The 19,403-nt window shown below is 58.0% G+C and carries 18 protein-coding genes and 2 pseudogenes; 9 read left to right on the top strand and 11 right to left on the bottom strand.

What is annotated here, in order from left to right:
- Nucleotides 1–4 precede the first annotated feature (4 nt).
- The 5 genes from EET67_RS20360 to EET67_RS20340 all read right to left on the bottom strand — a co-directional run bounded on the left by EET67_RS20360 (nt 5) and on the right by EET67_RS20340 (nt 4,588).
- Nucleotides 5–1,525: a TadE/TadG family type IV pilus assembly protein gene (locus EET67_RS20360; protein ID WP_128628047.1), complete on the bottom strand. Its 1,521-nt coding sequence runs from the start codon at nt 1,523–1,525 to the stop codon at nt 5–7.
- A gap of 91 nt (nt 1,526–1,616) precedes the next feature.
- The gene (locus EET67_RS20355; RefSeq protein WP_128628046.1) at nt 1,617–1,907 is read right to left on the bottom strand and encodes a hypothetical protein; all 291 of its coding nucleotides are present in this window, start codon (nt 1,905–1,907) and stop codon (nt 1,617–1,619) included.
- Nucleotides 1,894–3,294: a type II and III secretion system protein family protein gene (locus EET67_RS20350; RefSeq protein WP_245451086.1), complete on the bottom strand. Its 1,401-nt coding sequence runs from the start codon at nt 3,292–3,294 to the stop codon at nt 1,894–1,896. Before EET67_RS20350 ends, EET67_RS20355 begins: the two co-directional genes overlap by 14 nt.
- A gap of 126 nt (nt 3,295–3,420) precedes the next feature.
- A complete protein-coding gene (gene cpaB, locus EET67_RS20345; protein ID WP_128628044.1) occupies nt 3,421–4,335 on the bottom strand; it encodes a Flp pilus assembly protein CpaB in 915 nt (304 codons plus the stop codon).
- A 70-nt stretch (nt 4,336–4,405) separates the two neighbouring features.
- A complete protein-coding gene (locus EET67_RS20340) occupies nt 4,406–4,588 on the bottom strand; it encodes a Flp family type IVb pilin (protein WP_128628043.1) in 183 nt (60 codons plus the stop codon).
- A gap of 490 nt (nt 4,589–5,078) precedes the next feature.
- Between EET67_RS20340 and EET67_RS20335 the strand changes: the two genes are divergently transcribed.
- The 6 genes from EET67_RS20335 to EET67_RS20310 all read left to right on the top strand — a co-directional run bounded on the left by EET67_RS20335 (nt 5,079) and on the right by EET67_RS20310 (nt 10,609).
- Entirely contained in the window at nt 5,079–6,041 is a 963-nt protein-coding gene (locus EET67_RS20335) for a phosphatase PAP2 family protein (RefSeq protein WP_165899978.1), read from the top strand.
- A 124-nt stretch (nt 6,042–6,165) separates the two neighbouring features.
- Nucleotides 6,166–7,560, top strand: coding sequence for a TadA family conjugal transfer-associated ATPase (locus EET67_RS20330; RefSeq protein ID WP_128628041.1), 1,395 nt, complete (start codon nt 6,166–6,168; stop codon nt 7,558–7,560).
- Nucleotides 7,560–8,531, top strand: a complete 972-nt coding sequence (locus EET67_RS20325; protein WP_128628040.1) for a type II secretion system F family protein — start codon at nt 7,560–7,562, stop codon at nt 8,529–8,531. Before EET67_RS20330 ends, EET67_RS20325 begins: the two co-directional genes overlap by 1 nt.
- 1 nt (nt 8,532) lies before the next feature.
- Complete coding sequence (locus EET67_RS20320) at nt 8,533–9,492, top strand: type II secretion system F family protein (RefSeq protein WP_128628039.1); 960 nt, start codon at nt 8,533–8,535, stop codon at nt 9,490–9,492.
- An 84-nt stretch (nt 9,493–9,576) separates the two neighbouring features.
- Nucleotides 9,577–10,101 carry a tetratricopeptide repeat protein gene (locus EET67_RS20315; RefSeq protein ID WP_245451084.1) on the top strand — a complete coding sequence of 175 codons (525 nt, stop codon included), beginning with the start codon at nt 9,577–9,579 and terminating at the stop codon, nt 10,099–10,101.
- A gap of 1 nt (nt 10,102) precedes the next feature.
- Nucleotides 10,103–10,609: a prepilin peptidase gene (locus EET67_RS20310; protein ID WP_128628038.1), complete on the top strand. Its 507-nt coding sequence runs from the start codon at nt 10,103–10,105 to the stop codon at nt 10,607–10,609.
- A gap of 122 nt (nt 10,610–10,731) precedes the next feature.
- Here EET67_RS20310 and EET67_RS20305 read toward each other — a convergent pair whose 3' ends face one another.
- The 6 genes and pseudogenes from EET67_RS20305 to tnpA form a co-directional block, all read right to left on the bottom strand.
- Complete coding sequence (locus EET67_RS20305) at nt 10,732–11,205, bottom strand: cytochrome C (protein ID WP_128628037.1); 474 nt, start codon at nt 11,203–11,205, stop codon at nt 10,732–10,734.
- A 580-nt stretch (nt 11,206–11,785) separates the two neighbouring features.
- Nucleotides 11,786–12,031: a hypothetical protein gene (locus EET67_RS20300; RefSeq protein ID WP_128628036.1), complete on the bottom strand. Its 246-nt coding sequence runs from the start codon at nt 12,029–12,031 to the stop codon at nt 11,786–11,788.
- Nucleotides 12,032–13,974: 1,943 nt separating this feature from the next.
- The gene (locus EET67_RS25690; RefSeq protein WP_165899977.1) at nt 13,975–14,112 is read right to left on the bottom strand and encodes a hypothetical protein; all 138 of its coding nucleotides are present in this window, start codon (nt 14,110–14,112) and stop codon (nt 13,975–13,977) included.
- A 288-nt stretch (nt 14,113–14,400) separates the two neighbouring features.
- A pseudogene (locus EET67_RS26135) lies at nt 14,401–14,538 on the bottom strand (transposase domain-containing protein); the annotation flags it as partial.
- A gap of 9 nt (nt 14,539–14,547) precedes the next feature.
- Nucleotides 14,548–14,697 (bottom strand): annotated as a pseudogene (tnpB, locus tag EET67_RS26130) (IS66 family insertion sequence element accessory protein TnpB); the annotation flags it as partial.
- Nucleotides 14,678–15,151 carry an IS66-like element accessory protein TnpA gene (tnpA, locus tag EET67_RS20290; protein WP_133308883.1) on the bottom strand — a complete coding sequence of 158 codons (474 nt, stop codon included), beginning with the start codon at nt 15,149–15,151 and terminating at the stop codon, nt 14,678–14,680. The pseudogene tnpB and the gene tnpA, both read right to left, overlap by 20 nt.
- 763 nt (nt 15,152–15,914) lie before the next feature.
- Between tnpA and EET67_RS20285 the strand changes: the two genes are divergently transcribed.
- The 3 genes from EET67_RS20285 (at nt 15,915) to EET67_RS20270 (ending at nt 19,399) form a co-directional block, all read left to right on the top strand.
- Nucleotides 15,915–16,079: a hypothetical protein gene (locus EET67_RS20285; protein ID WP_165899976.1), complete on the top strand. Its 165-nt coding sequence runs from the start codon at nt 15,915–15,917 to the stop codon at nt 16,077–16,079.
- 1,054 nt (nt 16,080–17,133) lie between these two features.
- Complete coding sequence (locus EET67_RS20275; RefSeq protein WP_128628031.1) at nt 17,134–18,405, top strand: ABC transporter substrate-binding protein; 1,272 nt, start codon at nt 17,134–17,136, stop codon at nt 18,403–18,405.
- Nucleotides 18,406–18,526: 121 nt separating this feature from the next.
- A complete protein-coding gene (locus tag EET67_RS20270) occupies nt 18,527–19,399 on the top strand; it encodes a branched-chain amino acid ABC transporter permease (protein WP_128628030.1) in 873 nt (290 codons plus the stop codon).
- Nucleotides 19,400–19,403 lie beyond the last annotated feature (4 nt).

The raw sequence follows: 19,403 nt of genomic DNA, 5'->3' as shown, positions 1-19,403 counted from the left end.
GCGCTCACCGATAAAGCTGCGCTTCGTCACGCAGAAAGTTGTCGAGCGTGCCGCGTCCGCCGCGCCCGGTGATGTCGACCAGTTCGACGTAAATATCCTTGTCGATCTTGATCGGCTCGGTAATGAAGAAACTGCCGAATGCGCGCACCGGGATATCGTTCAACCGGCCGCTGAATTTCTGGCCCGATGCCTCAATGGCAGCGCAGTCGATGATTGCGCCGTAAAGAATTCTCCTATCTACGCTTGTTACTGGTTGCTGACTGCACGCTGGTACCCCAGTCTCCGAGTTCAGCGTCGGATCGCCAACGATCTTGTCCTTGATCTCCTGGCGATATACTTCGTATCGCGTTGGCAGATCGTCACCTGTCCCGGAGATTTCCGCAGGGACCGGGCGCGTGACTCCGTCCACCGTGTGGTTTGCCTGCCAATACCTTGTGAAATTCCAATCACCTTCACCCATGCGCTTGTCCATCATCGTACAAGTGCCTGCGATCTGGCAGCTATCGCGTTCGAGGCCCACGCCACGAGCCGGATCGGTTTCCCATGTGATGTCGACCTTGTTGTTCTTGCATTGAACGCTTTTGGCGCCCATTCGGACGTTCTCAGCCGGGCCGTGTGGGGTGCCGAAGTAGGACGCGTTGATCCCAAAGCGGGCATTCAAACCATTTTCGACCGGGCCTGCCATTTGGCCCGGTTCGGTGTTGACCCCCTCCTGGGAGTAGCAGGCGCGAGGCTTAGTGCTTGCCAGCATCCGCTCAAGCTCTTGTGCTCCGTTTCCGTCCGGCGATTCAAGGAAAGCGAAGTTGCCGGGCATATAGGATCCGTTCATTCGCATCAAAATTTGTCGCCGCCGATACTTGCGGGTAGTTGCAGCTTCTTCGAGAGTGATGCCGCCCGTTGTCGCGGGAGTTTCATACGGGTTGCAGATAAAGACAGGAGTGTAATCGCACACGCCCGAGGTGAAGCCGGCCACAGCCTCTGCGCCGATATTCATGCTGTTGCTGGCGCTATCACCGGTGAGGAACGAGGCGGGGAATATCGCTGCGAAACCAGCCGGATTGACCTTGACCTGGATGAAGCGCGTTTCACGCTCGCCCTTGGCGGGGTCCGGATCGGCATAGTTGTTGGCCGATGTGATTGGCAGCCTGTCTTCTGCCGGAAGGCTTTTCAGGAAGCACCAGGAGATACTACCGGCTGAATTGCAGTTCTTGGTGCCGCCTTGTTCGACAGTGGTCAATGTGGTGAAGCCGGCTTCGGAGAAGCGGCTCGTGTTTTCGACCAGCGTTGCTAACGCGTGCTCGGCCCTGGCCCAGGAGCCGGCACTACGATCCAGTTCCGCCGCAGCGGCGAGCGCAAAGCTGTCGGCGGCCTTCTGCAGGTCGTTGTGAAGGTTTCCCGCGCGCGACCAGTCAATCACCAGCAGCGAAAAGCCGATGATGACCGGCAGCATGATCGAGACCAGGATGAGGGCGATGCCGCGCTCGTCGCTTCGAAACTGTCGGAATTTTTCGGAAATCACACGCATCCTTCAAACTCCCTGGGTTCCTCGCCCTCTTCCTTCTTTTCACTCCCGCCGCATCTTTTCGGACCGCAATGGGTGGGTCAGGGGTCGGCCCCTAATCGTCCTTATTGTTTATGTTGATCACAGCCTGCGGCTGCGACTGCGGTGCTGCCTGCTGCGACGTGCGGTAGACGAGCACGGCGTCGGCCGCCCGCTGGCCGTCGGTCGGAATTCGCGTTTCCTCCGAAGCCGGGTTGAAAGGCTTGTCAGTGTGCAGTAGCCGGTTGTGGGCATTGGCGTCGCCAGCCGCGAGCGTGATCGTGTCGTAGTGGTTGAGATAATCTGCGCAGCCGGAGAGCAGGCCGACTACCGCAAGCAGGGGCAGAAGTGAGCTATTTCTTGACATAGACCATCTTGTCCTTGCTGGAGACGTCGAGCATGTGGCCATAGGGGCCGACCACGCCCGTTCCGAGTTCGTAGCCGCGGATCATGTCCTTGGTGACTTCGAGCTGGCCAAGCAGGAAGAGTTCGGGGTCATTGGCGGAGCGGGTCTTGTCGAAGGGCGTCGCCACCTGCTGGCCGGGGGCGGCCGGGCGCACCAGCCGCGGCGTGACCACGACGACAAGCTCTTTCTCTTCCTTTTGCGTGCTCGAATTGCGGAACAGGCTGCCAATGATCGGCACCTGGCCGATCCACGGCACCTGTTCCTGGATCTTGCGGTTGGTGCTGGACAGGAGGCCGCCGACGGCAAAGCTCTGGCCGTCGCGCAGTTCCACGACCGTGGAAAGCTTGCGGTTGGAGAAGATCGGGTCGCCGGTCGCGGTAAAAGCAGTCAGTTCGCTGACCTCGGGCGCAAGCCTGATATTAATCTTGTCACCTTCCAGCACCACCGGGGTGAAGACGAGATTGACGCCGAACTGCTTGTATTCGATGACGACCTCGTCGTCCTCGACACGCCGCACCGGCACCTCGCCACCGGCGTTGAAGCTGGCCGTTTCGCCCGAAAGTGTGGTCAGGTTCGGTTCGGCAAGCGTACGGACGACGCCTTTCTTTTCAAGCGCTTCGATGATCAGGTCCACCTGGATCGAAGTGTCGACAATATTGGCAATCAGCGCTCCCATCGGGCTTGCGTTCGACAGGATGTTGGAAAGCAGGCCAGCGTCGCCGAGTACGACATTGTCCTTGTCGACGGCGCCGACGCCTGTGCCGAATTTTACGTGATCATTGCCGCGCGAACGGAAGGAGACACCAAGATCGCGTCCGGCATTGCGGCTGGCTTCCAGCACACGGACTTCGAGATTGACCTGCTGGCTGTCTTCGACCACGACGGCATTGATGACTTCGGAGCCGTATTGCGCCGCTACGTCGAGAATCTTGGCGAGCGTTGCGCCGTCCGTGACATGGCCGCTGAGCCGCACCTTGCCGTTCACCGAGCCGACATTGATGCGCGCCCTGGGCGCCACCTGGCGGATCGCCGTCTCCATGTCGCCGATGTCGGCACCCACCTCGACCTCGATGACGCCGAGCGAGCGTCGTCCTTCGCCATACATGGTGACGGAGGTCGTTCCGGTAGATCTGCCGATAATATAAAGGGTCCGGTCGGTCATGGGCTGGGCGTCGGCGATCGCCTGATTGCCCACCAATATGTCGCCGAGGGCGCTGTTGACCTCAACAGTCATCGACTGTGACGCCGGCAGGAAGATGCGGTGCACCTTGGACGACGACACGTCGATCTGGCGATCCGCGGCATTGGCCGCCGGAGCCGTCACCAGCATCGCCGCAAATAGCAACATCGCTGCTGCTGCGCGCTTTACGCTTGAAGCCAACATTACCCCCGTATGCCCCTCGTTACCCGCTCACAGGATCAGTTCAAAGTAACTTCTGAACAAAGTGCCGGCAAACATGCCGGCACATGAAGATCAGTGAAGTCTGGGCACGTCATATTCCTGCCGCTTCATGTCGCGGAACACGCCTACTGTAGCATGGGCGGGCGGTTCCGGCTGAACATATTTGACGACTTCCTTAACAATCTCTCGAATTTCCGGCTCTGGTGTCGGCTGTGCAACAGGCTGAGCTGCTGCAACGGGCTGCGCCCCCTCGGGCGTGTCGCCGGTCAGGTCCGCAAGCGTGACGCGCTCGGTCGATTCGCCTTCGGCGGAGGCGACCTGGCGCAGGGCCAGCGACAATTGCCCAGCGCCGGCGGCCAGCGTCAGCTTCTGCGCATCCTTGGTGGAGACTTCCAGCGTTACGGCCTTGACGACGGTCGGGTTTTCCTTGCTCTCGTCGGCAACCTGGTCGACCGCAAGCACCTTCACGCTCTGCAGCAGCACGTCGACAAAGGACTGTTCGCCGCCTTCGGCGTTGCGCACATTACGGGTCAGAAGCACGTCCACCCGGTCTCCCGGCAGCACGAAGCCGGCAACGCCGAGCACATCGTTGACGCGTATGGAAACGGCTCGCATGCCCTCGGTCAGCACCGCCGACAAGGTGGCGCGCTGGCCAGGGCCGGTGATCTTGGTGGCCAGGATGGGTTCATTGGCGCTGATCGCCGTCAGCACCTGGCGCTGGCCTTCGTCGCCAAGCAATTCCTTGCGGGTCTTGAAGGCACCGGCAGGTAGCGCGCCTGCTGGCCAGGCGATCTCACGCAGATTGTCGCTGGACAGTGTGTCGCCGAATTTCAGCGCTGCGGAAGCGACCACGATCGTGTCCTGCGGCACGTCGCTGCCCTTGGCAAGGGCGCTTTTCTGGCCGTCAAGCCAGATATTGGCCAGCACAACGGCGGCAATGCCGAACACACTGGCCAGAACGACCATGATGATGGAATTTACGCGCATGTCTTGCCCCGCCGCCCGCAGTGAAAGTTCTAGGCCCGATGTTGCTTCGGGCCTAGAACAAATTAATGCATCACGGATTTGCAGCCAAAGTTCCTGAGAGGGCGGTCCATTTGGTGCCGACCCAGCCACCAACAATGACCACACTGCCAACCACGGCAACAGTGATGATTCCTAGCAGGATTGTGTATTCGACCATGGCAGCGCCGTCTTCGTCATCGCGGAACTGCCGGGCCATCGCCATGAGCTTCTTCATGCGAGTTACTCCCCATTGAGTTTGCCAACCGACGAGCGAGCCAGGAATGAACCCCATACCCTTGCATCCCCCCGTCGATAATGATCCTAGAGGTTGCCGAAGATCGAAGTCAAAAGGAAATTAACAAACGATTAACCTGATAATACTTTTAGTTGACGCTTCTAATCTCGTTTCACGTCATGTAAATATCTGATTGGTTTGATTTTTTTTGATAATTAACCATTGCACGAGGTTCTCGGTTGGGGAGGTAGAGTCAAGTGAAATAGATATAGCGAGTTATATGGAGGCGTACTCCCGTCACCAATATCATTGGTCAGCCATTTTATATGAATACATCTGTTACGGGTGCTTACGGTCATAAAATATTTATCTTGGAGAGAGATAATATGGGCGGGATATTGCAGAGAAGAGTTACTGTGTTAAGGGTGCAGGTTCTAAGATGAGAGATCCTTGCTTCGCTTTTATAGCTATAGTGTTGTTTGTAATATCTATGTTTTCTGCAGCAAATTTGATTTGGCTGCCGAGCTCAACCGTTAATCTCGACCGTGTTGATTTTGTGGATATGGCAAAAGTCGGCGCGCTTCTTTTGACTTCTTATGCCTCTATAAGGATTGTAGATCGCCGGTTGAGGTTCGACAATTCTCGGATTGCAAGAGCAATCCGAGACGCGTGCAAGCGAGCAAGGCTGCTGATTTTAGGGATGACGCTCTTTGTGCCACTTTTGTACGTCGGCACGGCTTTCATGTATATAGCATCGGCGACGCAGCGTCAGTTTATAGATTCGCATCTCGCGGTTGTAGATGCAATTCTCGGGTTTAACTGGGTGCACTTTCTGGATGCTGTGAATTCGGCTCCCCTTCTCAGTAAGGCTTTGGTGTATACATATCATTCCTTGTCACTGCAGGTGCCATTCGTAGGGTTGTTGCTGGCTGCAGCTTTACGTGCCCAGCAACTGTTTGAGTTTATCGCCCTATTCGCAATCTCGCTGTTTCTAAGTTGTCTCTTGATGGCTGGTCTGCCGGCTGAGGGCGCCTACGCATATTTTCAGCCGCCGGCTGAAGCATTCAGTAACTTCACCGAGAGGGCTGGAAGCTGGCATCTCACTCACCTTAACGCGCTACGGTCAGGTGAGTCATTCCAGTTCTCCGCCAGGATCGTTGAAGGTCTTATAACGTTTCCTTCTTTCCATACCGTGCTTGGCATCATCGTAGTTTATGCGCTACGGGGCTTCCGACTTATCGCAATTTCATTTTTGATTGTGAATGTCCTGATGATCATCGGAACGATGCCGGAAGGTGGGCATCACCTCGTGGATGTTCTTGCCGGGATTGCGGTTACCATCATTTCTATAGCGGTAACCAGAGGTGTTGTCAGGTTGTATCCCCAAACCCGCGACTGGAGTACAGTTGTAGACGAGGCATCTACCAATACCGCCAAGCTATCCAACTCGTGAATTTGTTCACCTTCGGCTGGACTGTGCCATCTTAACCATCGTTGCAAACAATCGAGAGAATGGGCTGAACGCTGCTTGCATGAGTTTGAGTTAGCAAATAGTTTACGCGAAGGGGGCGTGTTTCATGCTGGGACGATTCACCAAGGGCAGTGCGGCCGCGTCGCGCGTCGAACCGGCTGCTCCTTTGCCCATTGTCGAGCCGGTCACGCCTGAAACGCCGGTGGCGGTTGGCTCCGAGAAGGACCAGCGTGAAGACCTGCTGGCAGTGAAGGTGGAGCTGCACCGCCATCTGATCGACCGCTTCAACCTGGCGGTGCTGGAAACCGCCTCGAAGGAACAGATCCTTGATGAAATCCGCCCGGTGGTGCGCGATTTCGTGCGCGGCCGTAGCCTGCCGCTCAATGCACGCGAGCTCGACCAGTTGACCAGCGACACGGCCGACGAGATGCTGGGGCTGGGGCCGATCGAACCCCTGCTCAAGGACGATTCGATCGCCGACATATTGATCAACACCCACAAGCGGGTCTTCATCGAGCGGCGCGGCCAATTGGAAGAAACGCCGATCCGCTTCCGTGACGAGGCGCATCTGCTGCGCATCATCAACAAGATCGTTTCGGCCATCGGCCGTCGTGTCGATGAATCCTATCCAATGGTCGACGCCCGCCTGGAGGATGGCTCACGCGTCAACGTTGCGGTGCGGCCGATCTCGGTCGATGGACCCCTGGTGTCGATCCGCAAGTTCTCGCGCAATCCCTATTCGCTGGAGCGGCTGGTCGCCTTCAATTCGATCCGCCAGCCGATGATCGAGCTGCTCAAGATCGCCGTGCAATCGCGCAAGTCCATCCTGGTTTCGGGCGGCACCGGCAGCGGCAAGACGACGCTGCTCAACGCGCTTTCCAGCTATATTTCGCACAAGGAGCGGCTGATCACCATCGAGGATGCCGCCGAACTGCAATTGCAGCAGCCGCATGTGGGCCGGCTGGAGACGCGGCCGCCCAATGTCGAGGGCAGAGGTGAGGTGCGGCAGCGCGAACTGGTGAAGAATGCGCTGCGCATGCGGCCGGACCGCATCATCGTCGGCGAGGTGCGAGGCGAGGAAGCCTTCGACATGCTGCAGGCCATGAATACCGGCCATGAAGGCTCGATGACGACTATTCACGCCAACACGCCGCGCGACGCGATTTCGCGCCTGGAACAGATGGTCGGCATGGCCGGCATGCCGATGAGCCAGGAATCGATCCGGGCGCAGATCGCAGCCGCCATTGACATCATCGTGCAGACGCAACGTTTGTCCGACGGCGGCAGGCGCGTGATCTCGATTTCGGAGATCACCGGCATGGAAGGCAGCGTTATCCAGCTTCAGGAAATCTACCAGTTCGTGCGGCGCGACGTATCGCCCGAAGGCAAGATCATCGGTGATTTCCGCGCCACCGGGGTCAGGCCGCGCTTCGCGGCCGAGGCGGCGACGCTCGGCTTCCAGTTTTCCAAGGACGCCTTCAACCCGCAGATGGCGCTCTGATGCTGACCGGCCAGACAGTCCTGTATGTGATCTACATTCTGGCGGCAGCGGCGGCGATCCTTGCCATCGAGGCGGCCTATATGTCCTTTTCCGGGCGGCGCGCCAGGGCAGGGGTGATCAATCACCGCCTGAAGCGTCTGACGGAAAACGCGCCGGCCGAACAGACCCTGCAGGGCCTGCTGCGCGAACGGGGCCTGAGCGAGAGTGGCGACTATCTTTTCAATGCGGTGCGGCTCAACCGGCTCTATACCCAGTCGGGCATCAAGGGAAATCCGCTGGCCTTCGCCGCCATGTTCCTCGGCGCCGGTCTGGTCGGCGCCATGGCCATGCGGCTTGTTCTGGGCTTCTCGGCGCTGTCAGCTCTGATATTCTTCCTCGGCGTGGGGCTTGCTTTGCCCTATCTGGCGCTGCGGCGGGCGCGCAACAAGCGCATTGCCCGCTTCGCGGCGCAGCTTCCCGATGCACTCGACATGATCGTGCGCTCGCTGCGAGCCGGGCATCCGACCTCGGTTGCGATCGGACTGGTCGCGCGCGAGATGCCGGACCCGCTCGGCACCGAGTTCGGCATCGTCTCGGACGAGATCACCTTCGGCCTCAGCCTCGAACAGGCAGTGCGCAAGCTTTCGGAGCGAGTCGGCTTCGAGGGGCTCAACCTGCTGTCGGTCTCCTTGTCGATCCAGGCCAAGACCGGTGGCAATCTCACTGAGATCCTGTCCAACCTCTCCAAGGTGCTGCGCGAGCGTCAAAAGCTTAGGCTGAAGATCAGGGCGCTGTCGGCGGAGGGAAGGTGGTCGGCCATCCTGATTTCGGCCTTTCCCGTAATCATGTTCGGCGTCCTGCTGCTGATCTCGCCGAGCTATTACGGCGATGTCTGGGACAACCCGCTGATCACGCCGATTTTCGTGATTTTTGGCGCATGGGCGCTGATCGGCGACTTCATCATGTATCGCATGGTCAATTTCGATTTCTGAGATGGGCGAACTCCTCGGCAGTCTTCAGAATTCCGGCCTGCTCGTTTCAGGGGCGGTCTTCGTTTCGGCTGTCGCGCTGTTTCTGTTCGCCGCACTCTTGCTCATGCCCGCACTCGAAACACGGCGCCGGTTGACCGAGAGCCTGCTTACGGAGGGCATACATAGCCGGCGGTCGCTGGAAGCACAGACGGAACTGACCAGGATCGCCACCCAGCGGCCGGTAGACGCCTATTTCCGTGCCATGGAAAAGGAACGCGGCGAGCCCAACGCACTGGAGGCAAAGCTTTTCCGCGCTGGCTTTCATCAGAAGAGTGCGCCGCTCATCTATACGCTCTCTCGCGTTGGATTCGTGCTTGGCAGCTTCCTGTCGGCTTATGCGGTGCTGAGCGCGATACTGCCGCAGCAACTGCCAGGCTTCGTTGCCTTTGCTGGCGCGGCCGTCTTCGGCCTTGCCTGCATCGTCATTCCAAGCATCCTGCTCGACCGCTTCGAGAATGCCGAGAAGCAGAAATACCGGCGTGGTTTTCCCGATTTCATGGACATGATGATCACCTGCGCCGATGCCGGCATGAGCCTTGAGGCCGCGGTGGAACGAGTGAGCAGTGAGCTTGCCGGTACGCACAAGTCGCTCGGCGTACAGCTTGCTATCATGACGCTGCAGATGCGCGCAGGAAAACCTCTGCGCGATGCGCTGCGCGACCTTTCCGACCGCATCGGCATCGAGGAGGCGCGCTCGCTCGCTGTCCTCTTCCGCCAGTCTGAGGAACTCGGCACCAGCCTGACGGACGCGCTGCGCGTCTATAGCGACGAGATGCGGACACAGCGCATATTGCGCGCCGAGGAGAAAGCGAATGCGCTGCCGGTCAAGATGATGATCCCGCTGGGATTGTGCATCTTTCCTGTGGTTCTGATGATCGTGATGCTGCCGGTGATTATCCGGATGAAGGGCATATTTTTCTAGTTGGAGGGATCTCGCGTGATGTGGGGTATGGGGAACCGAGCGGATCTCCCGGTGGGCGAGATGAAAGGGCCGTGGCGACGGACCATGGCAGGATTGTTGCTTGCGGCGGTTCTGGCTGGGTGTCAGTCGAGCACGTTGACCGACGGTGTCGTGCGCGCCAACGAGCCGGCGCAGGCAGAATTTACCGCCTTTGGCGATACGTTCGAGGGGCTGAAGACGATTTCGGATGTCGAATATTACGCGTCCGATCAGGCGGTTGCGGAAGCCAAGAACCAGTTCCGCCAGGAAAATTACGGCAATGCCGGTGCGCTGTTCTACAAGGCCGTTCAGCTTGCGCCGAATGACGGCGAAGCCTGGCTGGGCCTGGCCGCCTCCTGCGACCGCATCCGGCGCTTCGATCTCTCCGACAAGGCTTATCGGCAGGCCCATCGTTTGATTGGAACGAGTACGGCCTATTATAACAATGTCGGCTATTCTTACCTGTTGCGCGGCAATCTCAAGGAAGCGCGCCAGAATTTCCTCAAAGCCTATGAGCTTGCACCTAACGACCCAACGGTTGCAAACAATCTGGCGCTGCTAGGCTCCAGTGTCACAAATATCGGGCGCTAGAATGCTGATTGCCGCCTCGATACTGGTCAAGGCCGTCCTGTTTGCCTTGTTGCTGCGGGTAGCATGGCGTGACTTCCAGACGCAAAGAATTGCCAACGGAGATGTTCTGGCGCTTGGCCTGCTCGGGATCGCCGGTCTCACGCTAGGGGCGGTGGCAGATAACTCATGGTGGAACTTGACGGTGGGCGCGATCGCTGGCGTGGTAATGTTCGTCGCATTGCTGCCGTTCTGGCTGCTGCGCAAACTGGGAGCGGGTGATGTGAAGCTTCTGGCAGCAGCCCCCCTGGTGACAGGCGGCGACTATCTTTTCGCCTTTGCCCTTCTGCTCCTGGTGTTTGCCGCGCTGACCGCCTTTCTCGTGAAAAATCCCATTTTGCTGCCAGCTCCGGCATTCCGTCACTATCTGGAGCATCTCGAGCGAAAGGGCGTAGTTCCTTTCGGCGTACCAATCTCGGCAAGCTTGATCGGCATATTGTGCCTTGCCAGTTTGGGTCCGAAAGGTTTTTAGCAGGAAGTTCGCCCACCTGGCCAAGCTTAAATAGAGCGGGCCTGGCCAACTTAACTTTGGATGGTGCATGAGTGCGCATCCGCCGCCTCGCGTGAGACGGCAGGAACGCGAGTCGATCAGTGTTACTGTGCCGGCATCTGCGGTGGAGCAAAGACGATGAACGGTGTCTTGGGTGCCTCGCCAGGCTTCACATAGTCCGGCGCTAGAGCGCCAGGTTCACCCAGCGATTTGACATAACGGTAAAAGGACTTCAGTTCGTTGTCGGTCATTGCATGGAGGCCAAACCACGGCATCGGCGGCCGTGTCTTGATCTCGCGGCTGTAGCGAACAAACTCATCCTCACCCATTTTGGACAGGACGATGCGTAAGTTCGCAGGATAGGTCGTGCCCCATGGCCCCTGAAACCCGACCTGACTGCCCCTCAGTGCCTTTTCGGGGTCAACCTGGCCACCACTAGCGGCAAAGCCATCAGTATGGCAATCGTGACAGCCGCCAATAGTGGCGATACGCAACCCTTCCTCAACCGACACATCGTCCGCTGCTATTGCAGCTGACGCAAAAAATACAAGTCCAAACAAAATTCCCGTACGGAACATTTCCTCTCCCCTTCCGCCCTTGCGGCTAAACTTCCCACCCCCTAAACGGCTGTTCCTTCGTTTCTGGAGACCAAAGCCTGGCGGCAAGCCCAAGAAACTTGCTAGACGACTAGATTCGGCCAGGAAGTTGAATCAGTAAATTTCTTGCTTTCTGGTAATAGTCCGACCTGTGCTCAACAGTTCGGCAGTATTGAATGGTATTTCTCTGCCGCCAAGCCATTGGTTCTGACGATCTCGAATACCTGGCCTTCATCCAAAGTTGCCACGAAGCGCACTGGTATGCCTAGGTCGCGCTGTGCGAAGGTAGTAATGATACGATAGCTGCCTTGCTAGGCCGTTTAATAGACATTGCCGTTGATACCGCCGACGTAAACATTTTCGCCATTGTCGAGAAACAACTCTGCAATTGCAGTGAAACGGTCATAAACAGTCCCCTGTCAGGCTGATCGTCCATCACGTTCTTGTTGACGACAACTCTTGCTGAGCAACTGAGTTGCTGAGTGGGCAGCCCAACCAGTATTGTGTGTCTTGCCGGCTGTGTGTGTCCAAATAAACCCCTCACAGGCACTAGCTGCCCACACTATGGATGTGGAAAGCTCCACAAGATCGCTTCCGGGTAGTCGGACTTCGTTTTCGCAGGATCAGGAACGTGCCTTTTCGCCTTCACGACCGAACCCACGGGAGCATTGTCCAGGTTCGGACGGTTAGTTCCGGCGATATTCGATTTGGCCTTTGGGAAAAGGATGTCCATAAGCGTTTCTGCGGCCGCTTGTTGCGACAAGCCGAACATTGACACTGTGGCGATTGCGATAAGCGCGGTTTTCATTTGCACCTTCCATTACTGGACAGGGTAATGTTGACGGTTCTCCTTGGACAAGTTTTCCGAGCGGAAATTTGTTGGAATTCTTTGGACTTTCTAGGGGAAAATACTCGTACTATGCGTTAGGGGCCGAGGAAGCGGATGGCGCGGCATATTGCCGGGAAATTGCGTGTGACTCCCGCGCTCCGTCTCGCGCAAGGATCTGGCCGCTGCTTTTCGCCGCCTCAATCCGGAAACTGCCTTCGATCTCGTCCGCGCCGACAAATGGCCTCAAGGCCGGTTGCGCCTGCGCCAGCTTAGCGTCTGTGAAGTCTGGGCGAAGGTTCTGGTTTTGCGGCGGAGTTCGCCGCAGGAGGGTTCCATGCCATCGATTTCACCATGGCCAAGGCCATCGCGTCGCCTCCGGGGGCAAGGAAGGCGGCGGGTGCACAGGAGATCGGCCGATCGCGGCGGCAGAGCCACCAAAATCCAGGCGCTTTGCGAGGGCCGCGGGAGAGCCATCGCACTCGAAGTGACGCCGGGCCGGCGTGGTTGTCCCAATTGCCATCCCGTTACTGGCAACCTTACCGCCCGCGCAGATCTGTGCAGCCGAATCTGCCTATGATGCCGATCGTCTGCGCAACTTCTTACTTGAACCCGGATCGACACCGGTCATCTCCAACACAACAACCCGACCCGAAAGCACAATCACCCCCTTCGACAGAACCCTCTACACGCGCAGGAGGAGCCTCACTGAGTTCATGTTCTGCGGCCTAAGGACTGGCGGCGCATCACAACCCACTACGACGCCGCAACATATGGTGGTGCTGGTTGAGCGGACCTTAAAGCCATCGCGACGCCATGGACGGCGGTTCTATGGGCTTCAGAACGACTTCCTCAACACAATCAATAAACACTCGACGGAACCTCCCGTCACCTTGGATTTGTTATTAACATTTTGACGACGCTAAGGATTTTTGGCGGTGGCAAGAGCGCCCCGTGTTCAGAACGCATTTCAGTCATTTTACGATGTCGTGAATTTTTTGGAGGAGGTAGGCGTCACCGGACTATAATCATCAGTCCAGCAAGGGAAGCTAACATCAGCGTTACAGTGACGATCATTCCTGTTCTGTAACGTTCCCATAGACTCGGTGCGCGATCCCAGTTGTATCTCATGTATTCGCCCTCCTGACATGAGGAGGTAAAACTAGCTAAAAACAATCATTCTGGTCAAATAGTAGGTGGGCCCAGTCACTTAGCTGCGTCCGACAGAAGCGTGACCGGACCCGTACTTGCTCATCAAATGCGGAAGATGAGAAGCAATCCATTGATTACCTGCTCTGCTAGAGCAGGCAAGTAAAAAAGTTAGCTTCTGCCCTGTAACCAAAGAAGTCCGCGCGGAGCAGGCAAGTTGGGTTCGAAGTCACTGGTAAAGGATTTGAGCAAACCAGCAGCAAGGTAATAACACATGGAACAGATGTATACTCGGCTTTAGGGGAATGATTAATGCGGGTCAGATGGGCTGGCTTGGCGCGCGCCTGGGCAGATTATCAATGAAAACACATGCGGGGGCGGGAGATGTAGCGACGCGCCACAAAAGCCGCGTGAAGCTGCGAGAGCTAATTCACTACGACGAGGGACATCACCGAAATGATCGCTGCTGAAGTTGCCATAGAACAAAAGATCAGAACTTGAATGGGTGTACTACCAACGGCGACGACCGCGGTGATTGCCGCCACAGCCAACAGTATTATCGCCAGGATGGTTCTTGTTCGAGTTGCCTCAGTCAACATGGCGCATTCCTTTCCAACAGGAATGATTTAACTCAACGGCGAAAGGCTTCTTTGCGCATTGTCAAAGAGTGGCAACTCACCTGAAACGAAAGCCCCGGCTGTGGAGCTATCAGGGGGCGCTGGCCGGCAATTAGCGTCCATAACATTGTCATCAAGTTGGGTGGGCGCAATTGGTTCCTACCCTATATCCTGCAGCGCCTCCTGCTGAACCTTTATCTCTCGCTCCCAATCCTCATCGCGCATGCGCTCCCATTCATCCGGAGACAGGGCGGCTTTAAGCACTGCGTCGACTTCCGGCAGGAAAATCATCCACATAGGTTTCTCGTTGAATTGGACGTCCTCTGGGACGTTAGCCATCTGGCATAGTGCTCTGGCGGCTTTTTCGCGTGAGCCCTTTGGAACAATGGCCAGCGGCAAGACATTCTGTGCGTACTTTCTCGGCATCTGCGCCTCTATTCGTTCCTGCCACGATGGTGCAGTTCTGACATTATCGCCACCAATCTGCGGAGTCCTCAGTCGATCTAATGTAAGCGCTCATTTCCATGCACGTTGACGCCGGCCCTTTCGACGGTGGTCGCTTTCAGACGGACGGGTGCAGGCGGATCAGGCTGCGGCGGCTTTAGCGAAGTTGAAGGGTAGCAGATCACTGATATCAGCGTCCTCGTTGCGTTGAGGCAATTCGGTGAGAGCGTGGCGCAACCAGGCTAACGGCTCGACGCGAGAGGCCCGGCAGGTCAGCATCCGGTCGCGGCGGCGATTGCAGAACGCAAAAACCGCCGGAGCAAACGGATCGAGCGCCATCGTCTCCTGGACCAGAACCGCAAGGCTGTTGATGCCGGCCCGGAAGTCGATCGGCTCGCGGTGCAGGTAGACTTTCAGATCAGCGCCCAGCCTGAACATGACCCAACGCTCCGATCATTGCTGCCAACGCGTCCATATCACCGCATTCCAGCGTCAACTTCACGCCGTTCGGCAGTGACGCGCTCACCTTGGTTGGAGAGGAAAAAGGCGCAGCCCCGCTCGATGCCGACCTACGCACTCCATCGCAAGTCCCCGGCACATCCATCGCAACCATGCTGCACTGTCGCAGCAAGGCCCGATCGTAAGTGCTTTCAATCTGAACCGGGATAAACGCCGGGGAGGACGCCGCCGGCAGAGACGGGGTCTCCGTGCGTTTCTTTATCCACTTCCGAAGAAGGTTCGCATTGACCCCATGTTCGAGCGCAAGCTTCGATACCGACACGTCAGGCTCAAGGCAGGCCGCCACAAGACGGTCCTTCGATGCGGGGTCGTATCGGCGTCGCCCGTCCCGACCAACAAGCCTTACCCGCAGTTTCTGATCATCGTCTTCCATCACAAGGTGTCCACCTATTTTGGTGGACACCTCATGCATCAGAGCACTCAACAGCAAAAGGTGCCGGGAAATTCGCGCTTACGATCTAATTCCTTCCTCGCAAATCACAATCGCATCTACAGCCGGTGCGATGAACTCGAGGCGCTCTTCTGCCCTTCCGCTCTTCCAGATTCCATGGGTCGTTGATTAAGCTGCAATTAACTACGATGCCCCATGCTGAAGATGGTGGAGAGTATCGAGTACCATCCCCCCCTGACCAGGTGGCTCAGGCAACAGGCCCGCTCCGGTTCACCGGGGCGGGCTGATTGTTTATGCCTCGCAGACAGGGCTGCGTCGCGGGGGTCTTCATCTTCCTAATCGAGATCGCCTGGGCACCGGCGTCGCCACTCTTCGCTCTGTAAGCCCCGTCCGCTCGTCAGGTCATCACTGCCAGAAGCGCAATCCCGATTATCGCTATTCCGGTCACCCAGACCAACACGCCGTTCATCATCTTGTTTCGTCCAGTGTGAGCGAGCCCGGCGGCGTGAATAATCGAAAGGGATCAGCCGACTGGGCTTGGTTGCCCAGCTTGCGGTGGGCACCCGTTAAATTCGCCACGGCCATAGAGGTTCCGCAACGGGCGGTCCGGCCGCCTTGGGGGTAGGGAGGGGAGCGACCTGACCCCGGCCGCCCGGTTGGATCAATGGCAGCAGGCCGCTTCATGCCCAATCGCACCGATAATGCAAGGCGGGCTCGGCGCCCGCAATTTGGATATGGATCGTATGTGACCGAACCTTCTGCCCAGTCCGGCAACGGCGGGCGGTCCTTCGCACCACAAGAAACCAATCGTTGGCTCACCTGTATTGCCATCAGGAGAGCCGAAATGATCGACGCGTCCCAGTTCGAGTGCGCGGGGCTGCCCGTCTTTACCTTGAAAAAGATCAACTGACTTGTTCGGAATGTTCGCCACGCTGCTCATAAAACGAACGGACCTTAGTACCTTTATGGCCGTTTCGTATGGTCCCTGCCACGGTTTCATCTTTATGATCTTGCGCGCGGCCCTTTGCCTAGTTGTCTTAGCTGTTCTGCCGCTCGGTCCATCGGGGTGAGGGTAGGTTCTTCTCCTAGCCTTGGCTTAAGTTTCGAGCATCGCTCATGCATTTCGGCTAATGCTTCCACCCACACCGCTACTTGCGTCGGGATTGCATCGAAACCGAGCAGCCATCCAATAACTGTCGTCTCATCACATTCCAAGGCTTCCGCCAAAGTGGCGCTCGACCAGCGGATAGACCTCAGGTGATTGCGGAGAAGGGCAGATGTCATGTAGCGATCTAATCGGTCTTCTTATTTTATCGCAATAGTCCTACCAGTCAGGCTGCAGGACAAATAACCGATCTCCATAGGCGTGTTTCGTCGTCTTCAGGAACAAAGCTATTGGCCTGCTGCCGGTTTTTCGGACACGCAGTTAAGCTAGCATAGCTTGCTCCTCGAACTCGACCGGCTGAGATAACCCAGCGTCCTACGGACCGGCATAGCGACCTGATCGCAACAACGCGGAAGTCCAAACCGAGACGGCGGACAACGACTCCACACAGAATTGAAGGACTGCGACGGAGTGCTGGGGCCCCAGGTATTGGCGATACCAGGATTGAAGAACCGGCGCCAGGTACCGGAACCACCCCGATCGTGCCGCCAGGCCAGATTCCAGAACAATTGCCGGACTAGTATGAATGCTGTGGGCTTACTGCCGGCGTATCGGGTCCGCGCTTTTGCATAATGCCAAATGATTTTTCATTGCTATGAATACTTCCGCACAATAGGCTGCCCTTGAATTGCCGAGGGCGGAGGCTCGATCGAGGAGAAATCATTCAGGAAAGGATCATTCCGCGCCAGTCGCAGTCGTTCCCTTGGCCGACGCGTTTGCCTGTACACTGCATATATGGTCGTATGATGAGCTAAGAAACTGACGTTACAGCCATGACACGCAAGGGAGGAATTGCAAGATGGCTCTGACATATCGTTCTTTTTCGCGTCGCAGATTCCTGGGCGGTAGCGCCGTTGCCGTCACCGCAGGGGCGCTGGGCATGCCCTTCGTACACACCGCGCGGGCGCAAGCCGCAACCTTCAAGGCGGGCGTAATCACTTCGCTGTCCGGCGAGAATATTCTCGGCGGCAACCTGACCAAGCGTGGCTACGATCTATGGGCCGACACCGTCAACGAAAAGGGCGGCGTCGAGGTGGCCGGCGAGCGCTTCAAGGTCGAGATGTTCTATGGCGACGACCAGAGCAATCCTGCTACCGGTGCCGATGCCGCCGAACGGTTGATCGTGCAGAACGAAGTCGATGTGTTGTTCGGCCCCTATACCAGCGGCTCGACCATCGCCGTGCAGCCGATCTGTCAGAAATATCAGGTGCCGATGATCTCCGGCTCGGCGGAGTCGCCGAACGTCTGGAAGGCCAAGCCGGAGTTCAATTTCGGTATCATTCCCTCTGTTGATACCACGTCGGGATTGTCACTGGGCGTACTGGCCAAACTGTCCAACCCGGCGGCAAAGACCGTCGCGGTAATTGGCGTCAATGAGCCATTCTCGAAGGAAACGGGCGAGGGGTTCCGTGACGGCGTCGAGGCGGCCGGCCTCGAACTGGTCGCCTATGAACTGGTGCCGCCGGAGGGCGATCTCACTCCCGTCATCTCCAAGATCGCGGCGCTTAATCCCGACGTCGTCGCCGTCGGCGGCCATGAGGAGCCGCTCATCAATGTCGTGAAGACGTCGAAGTCACTCAATTTCCGGCCGAAGGCGCTCATCATGCATTACGGCGTCACCAATCCCGCCTTCGCCGAGGCGCTGGGCGCGGATGCCGATGGCACCACCGGCGTTGCCGTTTGGCTGCCGACGGTGCCCTACAAGGACGACGTGTTCGGAACCGCTCAGGAATTCACAGCGATGGCACAGAAGAAGTCCGGCGTAGAGCCGGACTATACCGAGGCCGGTTGTGCAGCCAGCGGTCTCGTGCTCGGTGATGCGCTCAAGCGGCTGGGCAAGAAGCCGGCGCTCACGCCCGAGGACCGGGTGGCGCTGAAGGACGCCATCGCTGAAACCGACATCCAGACCTTCTACGGGCCGATCAAGTTCGAGAAGGAGGGCAACCATTACCACGACAACATCCAGCCCGTGCCCGTGTTGATCCAGATCCAGGGCGGCAAGACTGTGGCGGTAGGTCCGAAGGAGGCGGCTGCTGCGCCATTCACCTACCCCCTGCCAGCCTGGAAATAACCGATGAAGGTCGCGCGAGAGAGCGTCGCGCGCGGCCTGCCCCGCGGCGCGGTGGGCGGCCCGATGCCGCGCACCGCCTGACGCAGGTTTTCCCGCCACCCGGCAGACAGATGGCTTCACATTGGACCTCTTTCTCCAGACATTGCTGAACGGACTTCTGATAGGCGGCGTCATCGCCACTTTCACCATTGCCTTCCAGCTCACCTTCGGCGTGCTGCATGTCATCGACTTCGCGGTGGGAGGCTGGGTCGTATTGGGTGGCTATCTCGGCTACTACATCGTCGCTGGTCTCGGTCTCGATGGCTTCGTCGCCATACCGGTGGCTTTTGTTCTGTTTGGCGCGATCGGCTATCTGATCGGGCCGATCCTCTACAATGTCCGCAACAGCCGTACCGCGCGACCCGAACTCATGGCGCTTGCGCTGACTTTCGGGCTGTTTACCCTGCTGCGCGGCGGGATGCTCACTGCATGGGGCTTCAATACGCGCACGGTGGCGACAGCGCTGAGCGGTGAGAGCCTCATGGTCGGCCCGGTCACCGTGCCGCTGATCCGCGTGGCAGCGGCGCTCTTTGCCGTGATGATCGCTGGCGGGTTGTTCGTGTTCCTCTACCGGACCCGTTATGGCCTTGCCATCCGCGCCACCGCAGAGAACCGGCACAACGCTGCCCTGATGGGAGTCAATATCCGTCGCCTCAGTGCCAATGTGTATGGCCTCTATGCCGGCATCACCGCCATGGCAGGGGTGCTGATGGGCGCGATTTATTCGGTCAACCCAGAATCCGGTCTGCGCTACACGCTGTTTGCCTTCTTTGTCGCCGTGCTGGCCGGACTGGGCTCGGTCGGGGGCGCGGTGGTGGCGGCGCTGCTGCTGGGCGTCGTCGAGGCCTATGTCGCCACCTATGTCGGCTCAAGCTATTCGCTGCTGGCCATATTCGCCACCCTGTTCCTGGTTCTGCTGATATCCCCGCGCGGGATCCTGCGGCGAGGCCTCTGATATG

Origin of the sequence: Borborobacter arsenicus (assembly GCF_003934165.1) — a bacterium.
Classification (GTDB): domain Bacteria; phylum Pseudomonadota; class Alphaproteobacteria; order Rhizobiales; family Rhizobiaceae; genus Pseudaminobacter; species Pseudaminobacter arsenicus.
This window is presented reverse-complemented; position numbering and strand designations above follow the sequence as displayed.

What these genes read in the sequence shown, in the direction of transcription:
- EET67_RS20360 (WP_128628047.1), bottom strand. Translation starts at nt 1,525, where the DNA reads ATGCGTGTGATTTCCGAAAAATTCCGACAGTTTCGAAGCGACGAGCGC.
- EET67_RS20355 (WP_128628046.1), bottom strand. Translation starts at nt 1,907, where the DNA reads ATGTCAAGAAATAGCTCACTTCTGCCCCTGCTTGCGGTAGTCGGCCTG.
- EET67_RS20350 (WP_245451086.1), bottom strand. Translation starts at nt 3,294, where the DNA reads ATGTTGCTATTTGCGGCGATGCTGGTGACGGCTCCGGCGGCCAATGCC.
- cpaB (WP_128628044.1), bottom strand. Translation starts at nt 4,335, where the DNA reads ATGCGCGTAAATTCCATCATCATGGTCGTTCTGGCCAGTGTGTTCGGC.
- EET67_RS20340 (WP_128628043.1), bottom strand. Translation starts at nt 4,588, where the DNA reads ATGAAGAAGCTCATGGCGATGGCCCGGCAGTTCCGCGATGACGAAGAC.
- EET67_RS20335 (WP_165899978.1), top strand. Translation starts at nt 5,079, where the DNA reads ATGTTTTCTGCAGCAAATTTGATTTGGCTGCCGAGCTCAACCGTTAAT.
- EET67_RS20330 (WP_128628041.1), top strand. Translation starts at nt 6,166, where the DNA reads ATGCTGGGACGATTCACCAAGGGCAGTGCGGCCGCGTCGCGCGTCGAA.
- EET67_RS20325 (WP_128628040.1), top strand. Translation starts at nt 7,560, where the DNA reads ATGCTGACCGGCCAGACAGTCCTGTATGTGATCTACATTCTGGCGGCA.
- EET67_RS20320 (WP_128628039.1), top strand. Translation starts at nt 8,533, where the DNA reads ATGGGCGAACTCCTCGGCAGTCTTCAGAATTCCGGCCTGCTCGTTTCA.
- EET67_RS20315 (WP_245451084.1), top strand. Translation starts at nt 9,577, where the DNA reads ATGGCAGGATTGTTGCTTGCGGCGGTTCTGGCTGGGTGTCAGTCGAGC.
- EET67_RS20310 (WP_128628038.1), top strand. Translation starts at nt 10,103, where the DNA reads ATGCTGATTGCCGCCTCGATACTGGTCAAGGCCGTCCTGTTTGCCTTG.
- EET67_RS20305 (WP_128628037.1), bottom strand. Translation starts at nt 11,205, where the DNA reads ATGTTCCGTACGGGAATTTTGTTTGGACTTGTATTTTTTGCGTCAGCT.
- EET67_RS20300 (WP_128628036.1), bottom strand. Translation starts at nt 12,031, where the DNA reads ATGAAAACCGCGCTTATCGCAATCGCCACAGTGTCAATGTTCGGCTTG.
- EET67_RS25690 (WP_165899977.1), bottom strand. Translation starts at nt 14,112, where the DNA reads ATGTGGATGATTTTCCTGCCGGAAGTCGACGCAGTGCTTAAAGCCGCC.
- tnpA (WP_133308883.1), bottom strand. Translation starts at nt 15,151, where the DNA reads ATGGAAGACGATGATCAGAAACTGCGGGTAAGGCTTGTTGGTCGGGAC.
- EET67_RS20275 (WP_128628031.1), top strand. Translation starts at nt 17,134, where the DNA reads ATGGCTCTGACATATCGTTCTTTTTCGCGTCGCAGATTCCTGGGCGGT.